The 17,485-nt window shown below is 71.5% G+C and carries 18 protein-coding genes; 15 read left to right on the forward strand and 3 right to left on the reverse strand.

What is annotated here, in order from left to right:
• Positions 1-2 precede the first annotated feature (2 nt).
• The 7 genes from FD678_RS12510 (at position 3) to FD678_RS12540 (ending at position 4,997) form a co-directional block, all read left to right on the forward strand.
• Positions 3-365, forward strand: a complete 363-nt coding sequence (locus tag FD678_RS12510; RefSeq protein ID WP_140723813.1) for a hypothetical protein — start codon at positions 3-5, stop codon at positions 363-365.
• A complete protein-coding gene (locus tag FD678_RS12515; RefSeq protein WP_140723816.1) occupies positions 365-925 on the forward strand; it encodes a nucleoside deaminase in 561 nt (186 codons plus the stop codon). The genes FD678_RS12510 and FD678_RS12515 overlap by 1 nt, the downstream gene beginning before the upstream one ends.
• A 182-nt stretch (positions 926-1,107) precedes the next feature.
• Positions 1,108-2,154, forward strand: coding sequence for a 23S rRNA (cytidine(2498)-2'-O)-methyltransferase RlmM (gene rlmM, locus FD678_RS12520; RefSeq protein WP_140723819.1), 1,047 nt, complete (start codon positions 1,108-1,110; stop codon positions 2,152-2,154).
• Between the two features lie 13 nt (positions 2,155-2,167).
• On the forward strand, positions 2,168-3,118 hold the full coding sequence (locus FD678_RS12525) for an SMP-30/gluconolactonase/LRE family protein (protein WP_140723823.1): 951 nt from the start codon (positions 2,168-2,170) through the stop codon (positions 3,116-3,118).
• 94 nt (positions 3,119-3,212) lie between these two features.
• Positions 3,213-3,935 (forward strand): hypothetical protein, encoded by a 723-nt coding sequence (locus tag FD678_RS12530; protein WP_140723826.1) that lies wholly within the window; start codon positions 3,213-3,215, stop codon positions 3,933-3,935.
• A 113-nt stretch (positions 3,936-4,048) separates the two neighbouring features.
• Entirely contained in the window at positions 4,049-4,459 is a 411-nt protein-coding gene (locus FD678_RS12535; RefSeq protein ID WP_140723829.1) for an EF-hand domain-containing protein, read from the forward strand.
• A 217-nt stretch (positions 4,460-4,676) separates the two neighbouring features.
• A complete protein-coding gene (locus tag FD678_RS12540; RefSeq protein WP_140723833.1) occupies positions 4,677-4,997 on the forward strand; it encodes a hypothetical protein in 321 nt (106 codons plus the stop codon).
• A 121-nt stretch (positions 4,998-5,118) separates the two neighbouring features.
• Here the strand turns inward: FD678_RS12540 and FD678_RS12545 are convergent, their stop codons facing one another.
• The 3 genes from FD678_RS12545 to ubiH all read right to left on the reverse strand — a co-directional run bounded on the left by FD678_RS12545 (position 5,119) and on the right by ubiH (position 8,699).
• Positions 5,119-6,219 carry a Gfo/Idh/MocA family protein gene (locus FD678_RS12545; RefSeq protein WP_140724251.1) on the reverse strand — a complete coding sequence of 367 codons (1,101 nt, stop codon included), beginning with the start codon at positions 6,217-6,219 and terminating at the stop codon, positions 5,119-5,121.
• Positions 6,220-6,309: 90 nt separating this feature from the next.
• On the reverse strand, positions 6,310-7,494 hold the full coding sequence (locus tag FD678_RS12550) for a UbiH/UbiF family hydroxylase (RefSeq protein ID WP_140723836.1): 1,185 nt from the start codon (positions 7,492-7,494) through the stop codon (positions 6,310-6,312).
• Positions 7,491-8,699 carry a 2-octaprenyl-6-methoxyphenyl hydroxylase gene (gene ubiH / locus FD678_RS12555; protein ID WP_140723839.1) on the reverse strand — a complete coding sequence of 403 codons (1,209 nt, stop codon included), beginning with the start codon at positions 8,697-8,699 and terminating at the stop codon, positions 7,491-7,493. Before ubiH ends, FD678_RS12550 begins: the two co-directional genes overlap by 4 nt.
• 143 nt (positions 8,700-8,842) lie before the next feature.
• Between ubiH and FD678_RS12560 the strand changes: the two genes are divergently transcribed.
• From FD678_RS12560 to rsmA, 8 genes are all read left to right on the forward strand, one after another.
• Entirely contained in the window at positions 8,843-9,424 is a 582-nt protein-coding gene (locus tag FD678_RS12560) for a hypothetical protein (RefSeq protein WP_140723843.1), read from the forward strand.
• Between the two features lie 7 nt (positions 9,425-9,431).
• Entirely contained in the window at positions 9,432-9,983 is a 552-nt protein-coding gene (locus tag FD678_RS12565; protein WP_140723845.1) for a cob(I)yrinic acid a,c-diamide adenosyltransferase, read from the forward strand.
• Between the two features lie 104 nt (positions 9,984-10,087).
• Positions 10,088-10,996: a histone deacetylase family protein gene (locus FD678_RS12570; RefSeq protein ID WP_140723847.1), complete on the forward strand. Its 909-nt coding sequence runs from the start codon at positions 10,088-10,090 to the stop codon at positions 10,994-10,996.
• Between the two features lie 121 nt (positions 10,997-11,117).
• Positions 11,118-13,505 (forward strand): LPS-assembly protein LptD, encoded by a 2,388-nt coding sequence (gene lptD, locus FD678_RS12575; protein ID WP_140723849.1) that lies wholly within the window; start codon positions 11,118-11,120, stop codon positions 13,503-13,505.
• 185 nt (positions 13,506-13,690) lie between these two features.
• A complete protein-coding gene (locus FD678_RS12580) occupies positions 13,691-15,028 on the forward strand; it encodes a peptidylprolyl isomerase (RefSeq protein WP_218569674.1) in 1,338 nt (445 codons plus the stop codon).
• A 9-nt stretch (positions 15,029-15,037) separates the two neighbouring features.
• Positions 15,038-16,030 carry a 4-hydroxythreonine-4-phosphate dehydrogenase PdxA gene (gene pdxA / locus FD678_RS12585; protein ID WP_140723853.1) on the forward strand — a complete coding sequence of 331 codons (993 nt, stop codon included), beginning with the start codon at positions 15,038-15,040 and terminating at the stop codon, positions 16,028-16,030.
• 288 nt (positions 16,031-16,318) lie between these two features.
• On the forward strand, positions 16,319-16,657 hold the full coding sequence (locus FD678_RS12590) for a tRNA-binding protein (RefSeq protein WP_140723855.1): 339 nt from the start codon (positions 16,319-16,321) through the stop codon (positions 16,655-16,657).
• Entirely contained in the window at positions 16,654-17,454 is an 801-nt protein-coding gene (gene rsmA / locus FD678_RS12595; protein ID WP_140723857.1) for a 16S rRNA (adenine(1518)-N(6)/adenine(1519)-N(6))-dimethyltransferase RsmA, read from the forward strand. Before FD678_RS12590 ends, rsmA begins: the two co-directional genes overlap by 4 nt.
• Positions 17,455-17,485: the final 31 nt, after the last annotated feature.

The following is a 17,485-nucleotide window of genomic DNA, read 5'->3' on the forward strand; positions in this document are numbered from 1 at the left end:
CGATGAAACGCCTGCTGCCCGCCCTGCTCCTGCTGTTGGCGGCCTGCGCCGCCCCCGCCTCGCAATCGCAGGCCACCGCCCCGGCGGCCGCGCCGGCCAAGATCGACACCACCTGCCGCACCGACGCCGACTGCACGGTCAAGAACGTCGGCAACTGTTGCGGCGCCTACCCGGCGTGCGTGAACGCCACCAGTCCCACCGACCCGGAGGGCGTGATGGCGCAATGCCGCGCCAGCGGCCGGATGAGCGTGTGCGGCTTCCGCGAGATCAGCGGCTGCCAGTGCGTGTCCGGCCAATGCACCGCAAAGGACGGCGGTGCCGATACACTGCGCCGCCCCCTCGACACCCCCGAACCGGTCCGCTGATGCTGTACGCGCAAGTCCACCTCACCCTGCCCGCCTGGGTCCACGAACACGTCGACACCACCCTCGCCTATCCCGGCGACGCATCGAAGGTGGCCCTGGCGATCGAGCTGTCGCGGCGGAACATCGAACACCGCAGCGGCGGGCCGTTCGGCGCGGCGGTGTTCGGCCCTGACGACCGCATCGTCGCGGTCGGGGTGAACCGCGTGGTGCCGCACGCCACCTCGCTCGCGCATGCCGAGAACATGGCCTACATGCTGGCCCAGCAGCGCCTGCAGACCCACCGGCTCAACGAGATGCTCAAGCCGGTCACGCTCGCCACCTCCTCGCAGCCGTGCTGCCAGTGCTACGGCGCCACGGTCTGGGCCGGCATCGACCGGCTGTTGATCGGCGCTCGCGCCGAGGACGTGATGGAGTTGACCGCCTTCGACGAAGGCCCGCTGCCGGCGGACTGGATCGGCGAACTGAACAAGCGCGGCATCGAGGTCGTGCGCGACCTGCTGCGCGACGACGCCCGCGCCGTGCTGCGCGCCTACGGGGAAAGCGGTGGCGATCGCTACTGACCGCCCGATGCGGCATTCCACGCACCATCCCGCCCTGTCGCCGTCGCTGCCGTTCCCGCGCAAGCGGGAATCCGGGGGCGCTGGTCCCTCGAAGGCGGCGGCCTTGGATTCCCGCCTGCGCGGGAACGGCGCACCGAAGGGACCACGCAACCGCCTCCCCGCCGCCGAGGAGGCGCAATGAAATGAACGGACTGTTGTGCTACTGCCGGCAGGGCTTCGAGCCCGAACTGGCCGCGGAGCTGACCGCGCGCGCCGCCGAGGCGGGATTCGCCGGCTACGCGCGCGCGCAACGCAACGACGGCTACGTGATGTTCGCCTGCGAGGACAGCGAAGGGCTGGCCGCGCGCCTGCCCTGGCGCGAGTTGATCTTCGCCCGCCAGAAGCTGCACCTGCTGGCCGAGCTGCGCGGCGTGGACCCGAAGGACCGCATCGCGCCGATCGTGGCCGCGCTGCAGGGCGCCCCACGCTTCGGCGACCTGTGGGTGGAACACCCGGATTCGGATGCCGGCAAGCCGCTGGCGGGCCTGGCGCGCAGCTTCGGCAACGCGCTGCGGCCGGCGCTGCGCAAGGCCGGGCTGCTCGCCGACCAGCCCCAGGCGCGGCTGCCGCGCCTGCACGTGTGCTTCGTGCAGGGCGACCACCTGTTCCTCGCCGCCGCCGATCCGCGCGACAGCGCGCCGTGGCCGCTCGGCATCCCGCGCCTGAAGCTGCTGCCGGACGCGCCCTCGCGCTCGGCCCTGAAGCTGGAGGAGGCGCTGATCGCCCTGCTCTCGCCCGAGGAACGCCAGGCGCGGATGAAGCCGGGCATGCGCGCGGCCGACCTCGGCGCCGCGCCCGGCGGCTGGACCTGGGTGCTGGCCCGCGAGCACCTGCACGTCACCAGCGTCGACAACGGCCCGCTGCGCCAGCACGTGCTCGATACCGGCCTGGTCGAGCACCTGCGCGCCGACGGCTTCCACTGGAAACCGGAACGCCCGCTGGACTGGATGGTCTGCGACATGGTCGAACAGCCCCGACGGGTGGCCGAGCGGATGGCCACCTGGTTCAGCGAGGGCTGGTGCCGGCATGCGATCTTCAACCTCAAGCTGCCGATGAAGAAGCGCTGGGACGAGACCATGCTGTGCCTGGAACTGTTCCGCCGGCAGGCCGGAAGGCCGTTGCAGGTGCGCGCCAAGCAGCTCTACCACGACCGCGAGGAGATCACGGTCGCCGCCTTGGCCTCCCCCTGACCGGAACCCCGCCATGACCCGCTCCGCCCCGTCCCCGCTCCGCACCGCGCTGGCGGTCGTGCTGCTGGCCGCCAGCACCGTCGCACCCGCTGCCAACAATCGCCAGGCGCGCCTGCCGACCGTCTACGTGGCCAGCGACTACGTGCCCGACGGCGTGTTCGGCAAGGGCGTGGAAGGCCCGGCGGTGGGCCCGGACGGCCGCCTGTACGCGGTCGCGTTCGGCGGCGATGGCACCATCGGCCGGGTGACGGCACGGCCCGACGGCACCGGCCAGGCCGAGCTGTTCGTGCGCCTGCCGGAGGGCAGCACCGGCAACGGCCTGCGCTTCGGCGAACACGGCGTGCTGTACGTGGCCGACTACACCGGCCACCGCGTGCTGGCCGTGGACCCGGACACCCGCCAGGTCTCGACCTTCGCCGCCGATGCGCGCATGCACCAGCCCAACGACCTGGCGCGCGCGCCGGACGGCACCCTGTACGCCAGCGACCCGGACTGGTCCACCGGCACCGGCCAGATCTGGCGGATCGACCGCGAAGGCCATGCCGAGCTGCTCGAGACCGGGATGGGCACCACCAACGGCATCGAAGTCTCCCCGCGCGGCGACCGCCTGTACGTGAACGAGAGCGTGCAGCGCAAGGTCTGGGTCTACGACCTCGACCGCGGCGGCAAGCCCTCCAACAAGCGCCTGCTGATCGAGTTCCCGGACGCCGGCCTGGACGGCATGCGCTGCGATCGCGACGGCAACCTCTACATCGCCCGCTACGACGCGGGCGCGGTGGTGGTGGTCTCGCCGCAGGGCAAGCTGCTGCGCACCGTCAAGCTCAAGGGCAGCAAGCCGACCAACCTGGCCTTCGGCGGCAAGGACGGCCGGCAGGTCTACGTCACCCTGCAGGACCGCGGCGCGATCGAGACCTTCCTGAGCGAGGTGCCCGGCCGCGAAACCGGCCGCAAGGGCGCGTTCTGAGGCGATCCGCCCGCGATGCGGCGCCCGTCTCAGGGCGCGCAACCGCGGCATGGCATCCTGCGCCTGTTCCGCGGAGGAATGAGGAGGGGCGGTCATGCAACCCATCGAGCTCAAGGACCCGGCCGGGTTCGCCAACGAATTCCTGCGGCTGACCCTGCTGCAGGGTTTCCAGTCGCTGACCAAGCGCGACCTGGAGCTGCTGATCTTCGTGCTGCTCGAGCGCGACGGCGCGATCTCGCGCAGCGACTCCAACGCCGCCGTGGCGATGCAATTGCGCGTCACCCCGGCCAAGGTCAAGGCGCTGCGCCGCGACGGCTACGCGCGCTGGCGCGCGCTGGTGCCGGAGGAGAACGATGCGGCGCTGCGCCGGATCGTCGCCAGCGTGCTGACCGAGGACAACCTGCGCTCGGGCGCCAAGCACGTCAGCGAGCGCAGCCGCAAGGAAGGCTTCCTGGCGGTGCGGATCGAGCACCCGGACGACGCGCAGCGCTTCGAGCAGGCGATCCTCGAGGTCGGCGCGCTGCCGGTGTACGAGCGCAACCGCGAGGTCGTCGCGGTGCGCTTCGACACGTTGCTGAAGATCGCCGAGCGCTGGGGCTACCTGCAGCCCGACCCGGAGGCGACGGTGCGCGAACTGAAGAAACTCGCCCCCGCCGCCGAGGAGGTCGCCGACCTGCTGAAGAAGGACATCAAGCAACTGCGCTGGGACGACGTGCGGCGCGCGCTCAACAGCCTCGGCGCCAAGGCCGTCGCCAGCACCGCCGAAGGCGGCCTGAAGGGACTGCTGAAGATCGTGTTCCCGTTCATCCCGGGCTAGCCGGCCGCGGGAAGCGGCCGCAGGAACCGCCGTGGGCACGGCCCGCGCCCCATCACGCCGGTTCAGCGCGGCGTGGGTAAGGTAGCCCGCGTTCCAACGCTACAGGGGGTTCCATGACACTCGCCCGCTCCATCCACGCCATCGCGCTGTGCGCCCTGTTCGCCAGCGGCCTCGCCGGCGCGCAGACCTACGGGACGGTCCCCAAGGACAGCGCCGTCAGCGAACCGTTGCGCGACGTGCCGGTCAACGTGCGCAGCGAGCCCCTCGCCGACGGCGAGGTCACCCACCAGGCCCATCTCGCCATGCCGGTCGGCGAAGCGCCGGTGACGGTGCGCACGATCCAGCCCAACAGCGTGGTGGGCGACTACAAGATCGACTTCGCCGCGCTGGACACCGACGGCGACGGGTTCATCAGCCGCGAGGAAGCGCAGGCCAATCCTGCGCTGGCCGACGAGTTCGACTCGCTCGACACCGCCCGCCGCGGCAAGCTGGGCCGCGAACAACTGGCCGGCTGGCTGAAGTAGGCAGGCGGCCTTGCGCCCCGCCGGAACGGCGCCGTCCGCGACCGGCGTCGTTCCCGGCGCTGCGCACCCAGGCGGGCGGCCGCGGGCTTAGCGAATCCACCACATCGCGAACGCCGTGCTAAACGGAGTTTCCCGCCGCCGTTTCCGGCCGGATTTTTTTCGTCGCCATTAATCGAGGCGGGCCTAGCGTACAGCTCCCAACCAAGAGGAGTACGCCATGAACATCGCCCCACGCGCTTTGGCTGCCTCGCTCGCCCTCGCCCTGGCCCCGCTGGCGGCCTGGGCGCAAGACGGCCAGGTCACCGGAACGGCCCACCTGCAGGTCGACGGCCAACCGGTACAGGTCAATTCGGTCGAGCCCGACTCGGTGGTCGGCCAGTACCGCATCGACTTCGACAAGCTCGATCGCAACCACGACGGCTACATCGACCGCAAGGAAGCCAAGGCCGACCCCACCCTCAGCGCCGAGTTCGACGCCGTGGACGTCCACCACCGGGGCCGCCTCAGCAAGGCCGACCTGAAGGGATGGATGGGCTGAATCCCGTCGCGTTCCCCGTCGCCCGCGCGAAGGCAACGACGACGAGAGCCCCTCGCGACGACGGCGGCCAGGGACTCCCGCTGGCGCGGGAGCCGGGCAAGGCCAGGCGGTGCAGCGGCGCTTAACCCAGGGCGATCCGCCGGCCGCCGTCGCGCGCCGAGGCGAAGATCGCGTCGACCACGCGCATGTCGGCCAGGCCTTCCTCGCCCGGCACGCGCGGCGGCTTGCCCTGGATGATCGCCAGCGCGTCCTCGTCCATCTGCAGCGCCTGCTGGTGCTGCACCTTCGCGTCGAACGGCTTGCCGTCGCTGGTGCGGCCGCGGATGCCGTCGTAGGACTGGAACGGCGACAGTTCGTACCAGCCGCGCTCGCAGTCCACGCGCAGCAGGTTCATGTTCTGGCCGAAGCTGGTGGCGCACTGCGCGACCACGCCGTCCGGGAATTCGAGGGTGAAGCGCGTGGTCTCGTCCACGCCCTGGAAGATCTGCGGGCGCGCGACCTCGTGCCTGGCGCTCACCGCCACCGGCTCGCGGCCGACCGCGTAGCGCGCGCCGTTGAGCGAGTAGACGCCCATGTCGTACATCGCGCCGCCACCGCGCGCCGGGTCCAGGCGCCAGTTGCTCCGGTCGGCGCCGTCGAAACCGTTGAAGCCGGCCTCGGCGCGCACCTGCCGGATCGCCCCGTACGGCGCGCTCTCGGCGAATCCGATGAGGCGGCGGGTATTGGGCTCGTGCTGCATGCGGTAGCCGATGGCCAGCTGCACCTTGTTGGCGCGCGCGGCATCGATCATCCGCTGCGCCTCGGCGGCGTTCATCGCCATCGGTTTCTCGCACCACACGTGCTTGCCGGCCTCGGCGGCGGCGATGCTGTACTTGGCGTGCAGGTGGTTGGGCAGCACCACGTAGACCACGTCGATGTCCGGGTTGTCGGCGATGCGCGCGAAGTCGTCGTAGCTGTAGCAGTTGCGGTCCGGGATGCGGTAGCGGCGCTGCCAGTCCTCGATCTTGGCCGGCGTGCCGCTGACCACCCCGGCCAGGCGGCAGTAGCGGGTCAGCTGCAGCCCGGGCGCGAGCCGGCCCGCGCTGTAGCCGCCCAGGCCCACCAGCGCCACGCCCAGCGGCTTGCGCGGCGTGGCCGCGAACGCGCCGCCCGGCAAGGCGGTCGCGGCGCCCGCCAGCAATGCGCCGCGCATGAAATCCCGTCGCGAAAAAACGTCCTGCATCGTCCAGCCCTCCCGAGTCGATGACATCCGCGCATTTGCGCCTGCGCGCCATTCATACCGCGTCAAGGCCGGCCGCGCCGGCCGCACGCGTCAACGCTGCAACCCCGCCGCGCCGCGCCACAGCATGTCGACCACCGGCGGCATGCGCCCGGCCGCGCCTAGCGCCAGCCCGCGCAGCAGGGTCAGGTGCAGCTCGTCGTTGGAGAACAGCGTGTTGATCGCGTCGAAGCCGTAGGCCGCCACGGTGTTGTCGCTGCGGCGGTTGCGCGCCCAGCGCCGCAACCGGTGCGGGGCGCTCCAGTCCGCGCGCCGGCCCGCCGCCTCGCGTACCAGCGCACGCAGCGCGGCCACGTCGCGCAGGCCGAGATTGACGCCCTGCCCGGCCAGCGGGTGCACCACGTGCGCGGCGTCGCCCAGCACCAGCACGCGGCCGGCCACATAGTCGGCGGCGAGCTGGCGGCGCAGCGGGAAGGCCACGCGCCGCGACGCCAGCCGCACCTTGCCCAACCGCGCGGCGAACGCGTTGCCCAGTTCGCGTTCGAACGCGGCCTCGTCCAGCGCCAGCACGCGCTCGGCCTCGGCGTCCGGCAAGGTCCAGACGATCGAGCTGCGCCCCCGCGCGAACGGCAGGAACGCCAGCGGCCCGGTGGCCAGGAACCGCTGCCAGGCGGTGTCCTCGTGCGGGCGCTCGGTCTCGACGAAGCAGACCACGCCGCGCTGGCCGTAGTCGTGGCGCGCGACGTCCAGGCCGGCCAGCGCGCGCAGCGTGGACTCGGCCCCGTCGGCGGCGATCGCCATCGCCGCATCGATGCGGCTGCCGTCGTCCAGCCTGACCCTCACGCCGCGCTCGTCCTGCTCGATCGCCTCCAGCCGCGCCGGGCAGTGCAGGCGCACGCCCGCGGCCGGCAACGCGGCCCACAGCCGGTCCACCAGCAGGTCGTTCTCGACGATCCAGCCGAGCTGCTCGCGCCCGAACGCGTCGGCGTCGAAACCGAGCTCGCCACCGCCGCCGGCATCCCAGACCCGCATCCGCCGGTACGGCTGCACGCGCGCCGCGCGCACCTGCGGCCACACGCCCAGCGCATCGAGCAGCGCGGCGTTGTCCTGGGCGAATGCGTACACGCGCAGGTCCGGGCGCTCCGCGCTCCAGCGCGGCGGTTCGCGGCCCTCGACCAGGGCCACGTCCAGGCCCGCCTCGGCCAGCGCCAGCGCGCAGGCGGCGCCGACCACGCCGCCCCCGGCGATCACCGCGTCCAGTCCGCCGCGCCGGTTCACGACGCGCTCCGGCACAGCTGCGGCACTTCGCCGCGGAAGCCCATCGCGCCGCCCACCATCAGCGCCTGCAGCCCGGCCACCTGCGATGCGGCCAGCAGGCCGGCGCTGCGCAGCGGCCGCAGCAGCGGCGCCGGATTGGACGTCAATCGCGCCAGCCCGCCGGAGAAGCCGATGGTCTGCTCGCGATCCGGCGTCCGGCGCGCGACGTAGGCCGACAGCAGCCCGGACGCGCCGGCGTCGCCGCGGTCGCGTTCGATCAGTTCGGCCAGGGTCAGCGCATCGCGCAGGCCGAGGTTGAAGCCTTGCGCGCCGACCGGATGGATCGTCTGCGCGGCGTTGCCGAGCAGCACCACGCGCTCGGCGACCAGCGATTTGGCCAGCACCTGCACCAAGGGATAGGCGCTGCGCTCGCCGCTGGCGAGCAGCCGTCCGGCGCGCCAGCCGATGGCCTGCTGCAGGCGCGCCAGCCAACCCGCCTCGTCGAGCGCGGCCACCGCGGCGGCCTGCTCGCGCGCCACGCCGTGCACCACGCCGTAATGGCGGTCGCCGCGCGGCAGCAGCGCGGTCGGGCCGTGCTCGCCGAAGCGCTCCCAGGCGGTGCCGTCGGGCTGGCGTGCGGCGCGCACGCGCGCCACGAACAGGGTCTGGAAATAGTCGTGCTCGTCGGTGCCGATGTGCAGCAGCTCGCGCACCGCGCTGCGGGTGCCGTCGGCCCCGACCACCAGCCGCGCGCGCACCCGTCGCTCGCCGTCCGCATCGGCGATGCGGACCGTGCGATGGCCGTCCTCGGCCGCGTCCAGGCCGATGAAACGCGCCGGACGGTAGCGGGTCAGGTGCGAGAGCTCGCCCAGGCGCGCTTCCAGCGCCTCGCCGAAATCGCGCGCCACCACCACCTGGCCGAAGCTGTCGCGACCGTAGTCGGCGGCATCGAGCCGAACCCGGCCGAAGTCCCCGGCGCGGCTGACGTGGATGCGCCGGATCGGCCCGGTCGGCGCGCGCAGCCTGGCCATCACCCCGAGCGAGGTCAACGCATTGACCGTGGCCGCGGCGAAGCTGAGGTTGCGCTGGTCGAACACCGCCGGCAGTTCGCCCGGCGGAGCGGCCTCGACCAGGCCGGCGTCCACGCCGATCCGGTCCAGGGCGATCGCCAGGCTGGCGCCGACCAGGCCACCGCCGACGATCAATACATCGTGTGTGGGTTCCATCCCACCATGATAAAGCGGTCCGGTCCCGGCCACCGGCGCGGGGCGCCGCGCAGGCTCCGCACCGCCGGCGGCCCGCGCATTCCCCCCCAAAGGGCATGACACGCTCTAAGATCAGCCTTCGCCCGGTTTCCAATCGCCCCGCAATGAACGAGTCCCGCCGCTCCCTCGTGCACCTGGCCGTGCTCGCCGGCCTGATGCTCGCCACCCGCATCAACCACTTCGCCCCGGTGCCGGACGCGTCGTGGGCCCTGTTCTTCGTCGCCGGATTCCAGCTGCGCCGGCAGGTGCGCTGGGCGTTCCCCTTGCTGATGGCGCTGGCGGTGGCGATCGACTGGGCGGTGATCCGCGGCCAGGGCATCGATTTCTGGCGGCACTACTGCGTCTCGCCGGGCTACATCGCGCTGGTCCCGGCCTATTTCGCGCTGTGGGCCGGCGGCGCCTGGCTGCGCGGGCGCTATCGCGGCGCCGGCCTGCCGGCACTCGGCCGCGCCGCCGGCGCGCTGGTGGCCTCGGTCGCGCTGTGCCACCTGATCGCGCAGGCCAGCTTCTACTGGACCAGCGCCAGCGTGCCCGCGCCGAGCATCGCCGGCTGGGCGCGGAACTACGCCGACTGGTTCCTGCCCTACCTGGGCACGTCCGCCCTGTACGTGGGGATCGCCGCCGCCGTGCAGTGGGCTTCGGAACGCTTCGGCCATCGCGCCCTGCAGCGCCCGCTGGCCCACTGAGGCGGCGATGGGCCACCGGCTTTCCCGGATCTACACCCGCACCGGCGACGACGGCAGCACCGGGCTCGGCGACGGCAGCCGCACCGGCAAGGACGCGCTGCGGGTCTGCGCCTATGGCACCGTGGACGAGGCCAACTCGGCGATCGGCCTGCTGCTGGCCGCGCCCGGCATCAGCGCCGAGGTCCGCGGCATGCTCACCGCGATCCAGCACCGGTTGTTCGACCTCGGCGGCGAGCTGTGCATTCCCGGCCATGCCGCGATGCAGGCGGCGGACATCGAAGCGCTCGAACGGCAGCTGGACGCCTTGAACGACGGCCTGCCGCCGTTGAAGGAGTTCATCCTGCCCGCCGGCGGCGAGGCCGCCGCGCGCTGCCACCTGGCGCGCACCATCGTCCGGCGCGCCGAACGCGAGACGGTGGCGCTGTCGCGCCAGGAGCCGGTGCGGGCCGAGGCGCTCGGCTACCTCAACCGCCTGTCCGACCTGCTGTTCGTCCTGGCCCGCGTGCTCGCCCGCGACGCCGGCGAAGGCGAGGTGCTCTGGCGCCACGACCGCCGCTGACGCCGCCCGCCGCGGGAGGATGCCCGGCCCTCGGCGCCCCACGGGCCGCCGGCCGGCCGAAGCCAGCGAGGGCCGGAGCCCCGACAAGCCCGTATATTCGCCCCATGCTCGTCTTCACCCATCCGGCCTGCCTCGACCACGACCCGGGCCCCGACCACCCCGAACGCCCGGCCCGCCTGCACGAGGTCGCCACGGCGCTGCGCGCCGCCTTCCCGGACCTGGAATGGCGCGAGGCGCCCCTGGCCAAGCTCGGCGACCTGGCCCGGGTGCACGAGCGCGAACAGATCGACGCCATCCTGGAACCGCGCTTCGAAGGCCACCGGATGCTCGACGTCGACACGGCGATGTCGCCCGGTTCGTACCTGGCCGCCCTGCGCGCCGCCGGCGCCGGGGTCGCGGCGGTGGACGCGGTGATGAACGGCCAGGCCACCACCGCGTTCTGCGCGGTCCGCCCGCCCGGCCACCATGCCACCGGGCAGGCCTCGATGGGCTTCTGCCTGTTCAACAACATCGCCGTGGCCGCCGCGCATGCCCGCGACGGCCATGGCCTGGAGCGCATCACCATCGTCGACTTCGACGTGCACCATGGAAACGGCACCCAGGCGATCTTCGAACGCGACCCGCGCGTGCAGTACCTGAGCAGCCACCAGTCCGGGCTGTACCCCTATTCCGGCGGGGTCTACGAGCGCGGGGTCGGCAACGTCCACAACGCCCTGCTGCCGCCCGGCAGCGGCGGGTTCCGGTTCCGCAACCTGTGGGCCGACCAGATGCTGCCGCTGATCGGCGCGTTCCGGCCGCAGCTGCTGATGATCTCCGCCGGCTTCGACGCGCACATGCGCGATCCCCAGGCCGACCTGATGCTGGAGGCCGACGACTTCGGCTGGCTCACCGCGGCACTGCGCGGCATCGCCGACCGCCACGCCGGCGGGCGGGTGGTCTCGATGCTGGAAGGCGGCTACGACCTGGAGGCCCTGCGCGAGAGCAGCGTCGCGCACGTGGCCGCGCTGCGCTAGCCGCGCGGCCGTCCAAGGCCGCGCCAGGCCTGAATCTCCTCCCCCCGCGCGACCGCGTCTTCATTGCCCCCATGCAGCCCATCGGGCAAGCTAACCGCCGTTTTCACCCCGATCCGACCGCGTGCGCCGAGCTCTCCGCCTGCTGCCCCTGCCCCTGAGCATCGCCATCAGCCTGCCGGCGATGGCGGCCGAAAAGCCCCTGAACTGGGGGCTGTGCCCGATCACGGAACCGCTGCCGGGTTTCGAGAACGTGCCGGCGGCGACCCCGCAGCAGGCCGCCCAGGACCGCACCCAGCAGCCGACCGACATCGAGGGCGACCAGCTCTCCGGCACCAACGTCGTGCCCGAGTACAGCGGCAACGTCACCCTTAACCGCGGCGACCAGTACCTGCACGCGGACAACCTGCGCTTCGACACCGAGAGCGGCAACTACGTGGCCGACGGCCACGTCCGCTACCAGGACTCGTCGATCCGGATGGTCGCCGACCGCGCCGAGGGCAACCAGGACTCCGATACCCACAAGATCAGCAACATCAGGTACCAGTTGGTGGACCGGCGCGGCAACGGCGTGGCCCGTTCGGTGGACATCCAGGGCGCGGTCGGGCAGATGCACCGCTCCACCTACACCACCTGCGACCCGTCGCAGCCGATCTGGCGCGTGCGCGCGCCCGAGATCGACGTGGACAACGAGGAGGGGTTCGGTACCGCCCGCAACGCGGTGCTGCAGATCGGCAAGGTCCCGGTGATGTACATGCCGTGGTTCAAGTTCCCGATCGACGACCGCCGCCAGACCGGCCTGCTGTACCCGGAGCTGGGCATGTCCGGGCGCAACGGCTTCGACTACACCCAGCCGATCTACCTGAACCTGGCGCCGAACTACGACGACACCCTGTACCCGCGCTACATGAGCAAGCGCGGCTGGATGCTCGGCAACGAGTTCCGCTACCTGTACGACGGCGGCAAGGGCACGGCGACCGCCACCTACATGCCCAACGACGACCTGCGCGACAAGGACCGCGGCAGCTTCAGCTTCGACGGCTACCACAACATCGACTCGCACTGGCAGGCGCGCTCCAGCCTGCGCTGGGTCAGCGACACCCGCTACATGGAGGACTTCACCAGCCGCCTGAACGGGCTGTCCTCCGCGTCGAGCATCCAGAGCACGATCGGCGTCTACGGCACCGGCGAAAACTGGAATGCCGGCATCATGGCCGACCGCTGGCAGCTCACCGACTACACGCTGGACGAGAGGGCGCTGGCCTACAACCGCCAGCCGCGGCTCTTCTTCAACTGGGACAAGCCGTTCGCGCACTGGTTCGAGGCCGGCATCTACGCCGAGGCGGTGCATTTCACCCACGACGATTCGTATGCCGTCGCGCAGGATCCGACGGGCGAGTACTACCGCACCAACACGATCAACCAGCGCTACTACGACGGCTCGCGCCTGGACCTGAAGCCCTACGTCTCGTTCCCGCTGTCCGGCGCGGCCTGGTACATCACTCCGACGCTGGCCTGGCGCTACACCGCCTACGAGCTGAGCAAGGGTCTGGCCGACCAGCTCAACGGCAACCGCAGCCCGACCCGCAGCCTGCCGATCGCCTCGCTGGACGCCGGCCTCTACTTCGACCGCGAGACCCACCTGTTCGGCGACAGCTACCTCAACACGCTCGAGCCGCGCATCTACTACCTCTATGCGCCGTACCGCGACCAGAGCGACCTGCCGCTGTTCGACACGCGCGCGTTCACCTTCAGCTGGGGCCAGCTGTTCCGCGACAGCCGCTATACCGGCGCGGACCGCCAGAACGACGCCAACCAGCTGACCCTGGCGGTGACCTCGCGCTGGCTGCGCCAGTCCGACGGCCAGGAGAAGCTGTCGCTGAGCGCCGGCCAGATCCTGTACTTCGAGGACTCGCGGGTCTCGCTCGGCAGCGGCGCCGAGCCGGCGGTGAACAAGGGCAAGTCGGCCTGGGTCACCGATGCGGCCTACATGATCAACGACCGCTGGAGCCTGGGCGCCACCTACCAGTGGAACCCGGACTACCGGCGCGAGGACCTGGCCAGCTTCCGCACGCGCTACCTGCTCAAGGACGACGGCATCATCAACCTGGCCTACCGCTACCGCCGCAACACCAACGACGGTACCGACCAGCTCAAGCAGGCGGACTTCTCCTTCCTGTACCCGATCAACCCGACCTGGAGCGTGGTCGGCCGCTACTACTACTCGCTGCTGGACCGCAAGCCGCTGGAAATCATCGGCGGCGTGCAGTGGGACAGCTGCTGCCTGGCGGTGCGGGCGCTGGTGCGCCGCTACGTGCGCAACCGCGAGGGCGAGCTGGACAACTCGTTCCAACTTGAATTCGTGCTGAAGGGCCTGAGCTCGATCGGCCAGGACACGGACCGCACTTTGCGGCGTGCTATTCTCGGTTATTACCGCGACGACCTGTACCTGGTACCGCCCAGCAATACCACGACCGATCCGGACGCTTACGATCCGAACGAGATTCCATGATCAAGCCCTTCTCCGCTCTTTTCCGTTGCGAGTCCCTCGCAAGAGCAGCGCACGTCCATGTGCGCGGATTCTTTCGTCGCGAGTCCCTCGCAAGGGCAGCGCACGTCCATGTGCGCGGATTCTTTCGTCGCGAGTCCCTCGCAAGGGCAGCGCACGTCCATGTGCGCGGATTCCTTCTTGGTTCCGTGCTGGCCGTTTCCGGCGTGCTCCCGCTGGCCGCCTCGGCACAGCAGACCCAGCCCCTGGACCGCATCGCCGCGATCGTGGACGAGGACGTGGTGCTGCAGAGCGAGCTCGACCGCGCCGTGCGCAACGTCAAGGCGCAGTACGCCGGCCACGCCGACCAGCTGCCGCCCGACGACGTGCTGCAACGGCAGGTGCTCGAGCGCCTGGTCCTGGTGAAGCTGCAGGTGGCCCGCGCCGAAAGCAGCGGCATCCGCGTCGGCGACGAGGAGCTCAATCGCGCCATCGCCGGCATTGCCCAGCAGAACGGCACCGACGTCAACGGCCTGCGCCAGAAGCTGGCCGCCGACGGCATTTCCTATGGCGACTTCCGCAGCTCGGTGCGCGACGAGATCACCGTGCAGCGCCTGCGCCAGAGCTTCGCGCAGAGCCGCATCAGCGTCAGCGAGGGCGAAGTGGACGCCGCGCTCGCCCAGCAGGCCAACAGCGGCAGCCAGTACCACCTGGCGCACATCCTGGTCGCCCTGCCCGACGGCGCCACCGCCGAGCAGATCGCCACCGGCCAGAAGAAGGCCGACGGCGTGAAGAACCTGATCGACAAGGGCGAGCTGGACTTCTCCGCCGCCGCGGTGCGCTACTCCGACAGCCCCAACGCGCTGGAAGGCGGCGACCTCGGCTGGCGCAGCCTGGACGAGATCCCCAATGCGTTCGCCCAGTTGATCCACGACATGAAGCCCGGCCAGGTGGTCGGTCCGCTGCGCGGCCCGAGCGGCTTCCAGCTGCTCAAGCTGGTCGAGGTGCGCGACGCCTCCGCGGCCGGCCAGCAGCTGGTCACCGAGTACCACGCCCGCCACATCCTGATCCGGGTCAACGAGAGCCAGGACGACGCGGCCGCCAAGGCCAAGATCGAGACGCTGCGCGCGCGCATCGAGGGCGGCGCGGACTTCCAGGCGGTGGCCCGCGAGTCCTCCGAGGACACCAACAGCCGCGGCCAGGGCGGCGACCTGGGCTGGTTCCCGGTGGATGCGTTCGGCCCGGCCTTCGGCCAGCAGGTCGCGGGCATCGCCGACGGCCAGGTCTCCCAGCCGTTCCGCACCGACGCCGGCTGGCACATCGTGCAGCGCGTCGGCACCCGCCAGACCGACGTCACGACCCAGAACCAGCGTGCCCAGATCCGCGAGACCATCGGCCGCCGCAAGCTGGAAGAGGAATACAACCGCTTCCTGCAGGAGATGCGCGGCGAGGCCTACGTGAGCTTCCGCACCGGCGACCGCGCCGATGCCGACGCCACCGCGACCCCGGCCACGACCGAACCCGCCCCGGCCCAGCCGAAGAACTGAGGCGCGGGCATGAAGCCGGCGCTCGCACTGGTCCCGGGCGAGCCCGCCGGCGTCGGCCCGGAACTGTGCGTCCGCCTGGCGCAGCAGGCGCGCCCCGACTGCCGGCTGCTCGCCTTCGCCGATCCCGACACCTTGCTGGCCGCCGCCGAGGCGCTGTCGCTGCCGCTGCGCCTGCTCCCGGAAACGGAACCGGCCGCCGCCCCCGGCGACCTGCCCCTGCGCGCGATCCGCAATGCCGTGCCCAACACCTTCGGCGGCACCGACCCGCGCAACGCCCCGGCGGTGATCGCGGCGCTGGATGCCGCCTCCGATGCCTGCCTGCGCGGCGAACTGGACGGCATCGTCACCGGCCCCACCCACAAGGCGAGCATCAACGCCGCCGGCATCGCCTACACCGGCACCACCGAGCACCTGGCGCATCGCGCCGGCACCGACGTGGTGATGATGCTGGCTAACGACATCGTGCGGGTCGCGCTGGCGACCACCCACCTGCCGCTGCGTGCGGTGCCCGATGCGATCGACGGCGCGCTGCTCGAACGGGTGCTGCGCATCGTCCACGCGGCGATGCGCGAGGACTTCGGCATCGCCCGGCCGACCATCGCCGTGCTCGGGCTCAATCCGCATGCCGGCGAGAGCGGGCACATGGGCCGCGAGGAGATCGAGGTGATCGAGCCGGTGCTGGCCGCGCTGCGCGGCCAGGGCATGCACCTGGTCGGACCGCTGCCGGCCGACACCGCGTTCCTGCCGGGCAAGCTCAAGGGCTTCGACGCGGTACTGGCGATGTACCACGACCAGGGCCTGCCGGTGCTCAAGTACAGCGGCTTCGAGCAGGCCGTGAACATCACCCTGGGCCTGCCGTACCCGCGCGTGGCGGTCGACCACGGCACCGCGCTCGACCTGGCCGGCAAGGGCCTGGCCGATCCGTCCAGCCTGTTCGCGGCGGTGGCGTGCTGCGCGCGGATCGCCGCGGCGCGGAAAACCTCGTCCCTCTCCCAAGGATGAAGGCGCGCTCGCTGGGTCGAGCGCGAAGCCAGGTGAAGCCTTCCTTCTCCCTTGGTGAGAAGGTGCTCCGAAGGAGCGGATGAGGGTACGGGCGAAGCCTCGCGCGGTTGGATATCGCGAGGAGCTTCGCCCCCGTCCCCCGCCCCCGCTCCGCGCCCGGCCCGCGCCAGCGGCGTGGGCGCTCCAGGTCGCGCACCCCATGGCGCGCGCTATGCCCTGGAGCCCTGGAGGGAGCGGGGCTGATGACCGCATGGAATGAGGACCGGGGAAATCCCGCATAATCCCCGCATGGAACTCATCGACTGGAACGACTTCACCAAGGTCGAGCTGCGCGTGGGCCGCGTGCTGTCCGCCGAAGTCTTCGCGCAGGCCCGCAAGCCGGCCTACATCCTGCAGGTGGACTTCGGTCCCGAGATCGGCGTGCGCAAGTCCAGCGCGCAGATCACGGTGCACTACACGCCCGAATCCCTGGTCGGCCGGCTGGTGGTGGGCGTGGTGAACTTCCCCAGGAAGCAGATCGGGCCGCTGATGTCCGAATGCCTGGTCACCGGCTTCCACGACGCCGACGGCCACGTCGCGTTGTGCGTGCCCGACCGCGACGTGCCGCTCGGGACCCGCCTGCTATGACCGCGCGCACTCCCGCCACCGAGTTCGGCGCGGCCAAGAAGCAGTTCGGCCAGCACTTCCTGCACGAGCGCGCCTACATCGACCGCATCGTGCAGGCGGTGAACCCGCAGCCCGGCGACCGGCTGGTGGAGATCGGCCCCGGCCAGGGCGCGATCACCTTCCCGTTGCTCAAGCGCCACGGCGAACTGACCGTCATCGAGTACGACCGCGACCTGATCTTTCCGCTCACCGAGGCCGCGCGCGGGCTCGGCACGCTGGAGATCATCCACCGCGACGTGCTGACGGTGAACTTCACCGCGCTGGCCGGCGAAGGCCGGATCCGCCTGGTCGGCAACCTGCCCTACAACCTGTCCTCGCCGATCCTGTTCCACGCGCTGGAACACGCCGCGGCGATCACCGACATGGTGTTCATGCTGCAGAAGGAAGTGGTCGAGCGCATGGCCGCGGCGCCCGGCAGCAAGGTCTACGGCCGGCTCAGCGTGATGCTGCAGGCGTACTGCCAGGTGCAGTCGCTGTTCGTGGTGCCGCCGGGCGCGTTCCGGCCGCCGCCCAAGGTGGACTCGGCGGTGGCGCGGCTGGTGCCGCGCGATCCGGCCACGATCGGCATCGACAACGCCGTCCGCTTCGCCGAGGTGGTGCGCGCCGCGTTCGGCCAGCGCCGCAAGACGCTGCGCAACGCGCTGTCCGGGGTCTGCGACAACCGCCATTTCGAGGCCGCCGGCGTGCGCCCGGAAGCGCGCGCCGAGCAGTTGGACGTCGCCGACTTCATCCGCCTCGCCAACGTGGCGGCGGACTGAACCGCGCGCGCCACGGCGACCGGGCCCGCGG

The sequence above is a fragment of the Pseudomonas sp. Hp2 genome, assembly GCF_006386585.1.
GTDB classification, from domain to species: domain Bacteria; phylum Pseudomonadota; class Gammaproteobacteria; order Xanthomonadales; family Xanthomonadaceae; genus Pseudomonas_S; species Pseudomonas_S boreopolis.

What these genes read in the sequence shown, in the direction of transcription:
- FD678_RS12570 (WP_140723847.1), top strand. Translation starts at nt 10,088, where the DNA reads ATGCTCGTCTTCACCCATCCGGCCTGCCTCGACCACGACCCGGGCCCC.
- rsmA (WP_140723857.1), top strand. Translation starts at nt 16,654, where the DNA reads ATGACCGCGCGCACTCCCGCCACCGAGTTCGGCGCGGCCAAGAAGCAG.
- FD678_RS12525 (WP_140723823.1), top strand. Translation starts at nt 2,168, where the DNA reads ATGACCCGCTCCGCCCCGTCCCCGCTCCGCACCGCGCTGGCGGTCGTG.
- FD678_RS12530 (WP_140723826.1), top strand. Translation starts at nt 3,213, where the DNA reads ATGCAACCCATCGAGCTCAAGGACCCGGCCGGGTTCGCCAACGAATTC.
- ubiH (WP_140723839.1), bottom strand. Translation starts at nt 8,699, where the DNA reads ATGGAACCCACACACGATGTATTGATCGTCGGCGGTGGCCTGGTCGGC.
- FD678_RS12510 (WP_140723813.1), top strand. Translation starts at nt 3, where the DNA reads ATGAAACGCCTGCTGCCCGCCCTGCTCCTGCTGTTGGCGGCCTGCGCC.
- FD678_RS12515 (WP_140723816.1), top strand. Translation starts at nt 365, where the DNA reads ATGCTGTACGCGCAAGTCCACCTCACCCTGCCCGCCTGGGTCCACGAA.
- FD678_RS12560 (WP_140723843.1), top strand. Translation starts at nt 8,843, where the DNA reads ATGAACGAGTCCCGCCGCTCCCTCGTGCACCTGGCCGTGCTCGCCGGC.
- pdxA (WP_140723853.1), top strand. Translation starts at nt 15,038, where the DNA reads ATGAAGCCGGCGCTCGCACTGGTCCCGGGCGAGCCCGCCGGCGTCGGC.
- FD678_RS12545 (WP_140724251.1), bottom strand. Translation starts at nt 6,219, where the DNA reads ATGCAGGACGTTTTTTCGCGACGGGATTTCATGCGCGGCGCATTGCTG.
- rlmM (WP_140723819.1), top strand. Translation starts at nt 1,108, where the DNA reads ATGAACGGACTGTTGTGCTACTGCCGGCAGGGCTTCGAGCCCGAACTG.
- FD678_RS12535 (WP_140723829.1), top strand. Translation starts at nt 4,049, where the DNA reads ATGACACTCGCCCGCTCCATCCACGCCATCGCGCTGTGCGCCCTGTTC.
- FD678_RS12590 (WP_140723855.1), top strand. Translation starts at nt 16,319, where the DNA reads ATGGAACTCATCGACTGGAACGACTTCACCAAGGTCGAGCTGCGCGTG.
- FD678_RS12540 (WP_140723833.1), top strand. Translation starts at nt 4,677, where the DNA reads ATGAACATCGCCCCACGCGCTTTGGCTGCCTCGCTCGCCCTCGCCCTG.
- FD678_RS12565 (WP_140723845.1), top strand. Translation starts at nt 9,432, where the DNA reads ATGGGCCACCGGCTTTCCCGGATCTACACCCGCACCGGCGACGACGGC.